Origin of the sequence: Ensifer sp. ZNC0028 (assembly GCF_000799055.1) — a bacterium.
GTDB lineage: Bacteria > Pseudomonadota > Alphaproteobacteria > Rhizobiales > Rhizobiaceae > Ensifer.
In genome coordinates, this window is sequence record NZ_JTLA01000213.1 from 1 (window position 1) to 2,179 (window position 2,179).

Genomic DNA, 2,179 nt, shown 5'->3' on the forward strand with positions numbered 1-2,179 from the left:
GTCCCGCACCCACGATCACAACGTCGAACTCCATGCTCTCGCGTTCGGGCAGGTCTTGTTCGGTCATACCGTCTCTCCAGTCTCACCGGTCTTCTGCCGGCTCAGTTCCCAGGGCATATCATTCCGTCATGGCAAATGCAGTTTGGCTTGTCGAGCCGGGATGCGACAGACGATGCCCGCTTTTGCGCATGAGGTCATGAGTATAGGGCAAATATCTATATGACGTGTACGTAAACGTAAATATATCAATTTGTCGCGCAGCGAAGCTACGCTCATGCGGCCTTGCTTTTGCCGAAGAGCCGTGCGAGGAGGCCGCCGCACCCTTCCAGCGGTACGCGCTGGCACACCCCATTCGCAATCGGCACGCGGCAAGGCGCCTCTCGGCGTCCGGACGGCGTGTCTTTCGGCTTTGCAGCCGGCCGCCCAACGATCCCTGAGAGCGGCCCACGGAATTCATGTTGCGTCGCGCGCCTGCCGGCTTGCTCCGGGCGGCGAAGCGACGCCAGACGCAAGGAGACACTCATGGTCAAGGCACTCGGCTTTGATTTCGGCACCACCAATTCCGTTCTGGCGGTTGCCGCGGGCGACACGACCCATTCGATGCACTTCGACAGCCTCGCCGGCTCGACCGACGCCATGCGTACTGCCCTCTCCTTCATGAAGGATGCCAAGCTTGGCGCCCAGGCGCTGAAGGTCGAGGCGGGTCAGGCCGCCATCCGCGCCTTCATCGACAATCCCGGCGACTGTCGCTTCCTGCAGTCGATCAAGACCTTTGCCGCAAGCCCGCTCTTCCAGGGCACGCAGGTCTTTGCCAAGCGCCACAGCTTCGAAGACCTGATGCGCGTGTTCCTGACCAAGCTGCGCGACTATGCCGGCGACGGCTGGGCAGACCAATACAGCCGCATCGTCGTCGGCCGTCCGGTGCACTTTGCCGGCTCCAGCCCCGACCCGGCACTGGCGCTCGAGCGCTACGGCGCAGCCCTCTCCGAATTCGGCTTCCCGGAAGTGCATTACGTCTACGAGCCGGTGGCAGCGGCCTTCTACTTCGCCCAGAACCTGAAGCAGGATGCGACGGTGCTCGTTGCGGACTTCGGCGGCGGCACGACCGACTATTCGCTGATCCGCTTCGAGACCAAGGCCGGACGCCTGACGGCGACCCCGATCGGCCATTCGGGCGTTGGCATCGCCGGCGACCACTTCGACTTCCGCATCATCGACAACGTCGTCTCGCCGCTGATCGGAAAGGGGAGTCTGTTCAAGAGCTTCGACAAGCTGCTTGAAGTGCCGTCGAACTACTACGCGAATTTCGGCCGCTGGAATCAGCTTTCGATCTTCAAGACACTGAAAGATTTTACGGATCTGAAGAAGCTGGTGCGCCAGAGCCTGGAGCCGGAAAAGCTGGAGGCCTTCGTCGACCTGATCGAACATGACGAAGGTTACCCGCTCTACAACGCGATCTCGGCAACCAAGATGCAGCTGTCGAAGCAGGACGAGACCGAGTTCTATTTCGCGCCGCTCGGCGAAATGTCGCGCCGCACCGTTCGCCGCAGCGATTTCGAAGGCTGGATCGCGCCGGAGCTCGCCCGCATCGAGGGCGCACTCGACGACGTCCTACAGTCGACCGCAACGGCACCCGAGACGATCGACAAGGTGTTCTTGACCGGCGGCACCTCCTTCGTTCCAGCCGTACGCGGCATCTTCGAGCGGCGTTTCGATGCCGACCGGATCGAGAGCGGCGGCGAACTGCTGTCGATCGCCCACGGCCTGGCGCTGATCGGCGAGCACGAGGACATCGCCCACTGGACCGCCAACGCAGCCTGAGGCGACGCGCGGGCCCGATGTGCATGACCTTGGATAGGAGGGCCGAGCGCCGGAAAAGCGGTTCCGGTCCGGCCGCTTATGGGCTAGGTTGGCGGCCATGATTTCCGCCCACGACCTCTCTCCGGCGCAGCTTGCCGCCCTCCTCGCCTTCCACGGCGACGCGGGCGTCGAATGGCTGCTGGAAGAGGAGCCGGTCGATCGGTTCGCCGAGTTCGAGGCGATGAAGGCAGCGCGCGGCAGTGCCCGCGCGACGGCAACCAGCAACCGGGCGGAGGCACCCGCCTCGCAACCGGCTGCGCGCCAGACACCGGCGGCCGCTGCCCCCACGCCTTCCCGCGCACCGGCCCTGGTCGCGAAC

The 2,179-nt window shown here is 64.0% G+C and carries 1 protein-coding gene and 1 pseudogene; both read left to right on the plus strand.

Translation table 11 applies throughout. The features are described from left to right. The first annotated feature begins 522 nt into the window (after positions 1–522). Positions 523–1,821: an Hsp70 family protein gene (locus tag L981_RS32635; protein WP_043626896.1), complete on the plus strand. Its 1,299-nt coding sequence runs from the start codon at positions 523–525 to the stop codon at positions 1,819–1,821. Positions 1,822–1,918: 97 nt separating this feature from the next. After that, positions 1,919–2,179, plus strand: a pseudogene (locus L981_RS35730) (uracil-DNA glycosylase); the annotation flags it as partial.

Excerpts from the sequence above, each read along its gene's own strand:
- L981_RS32635 (WP_043626896.1), top strand. The coding sequence starts at position 523 with ATGGTCAAGGCACTCGGCTTTGATTTCGGCACCACCAATTCCGTTCTG.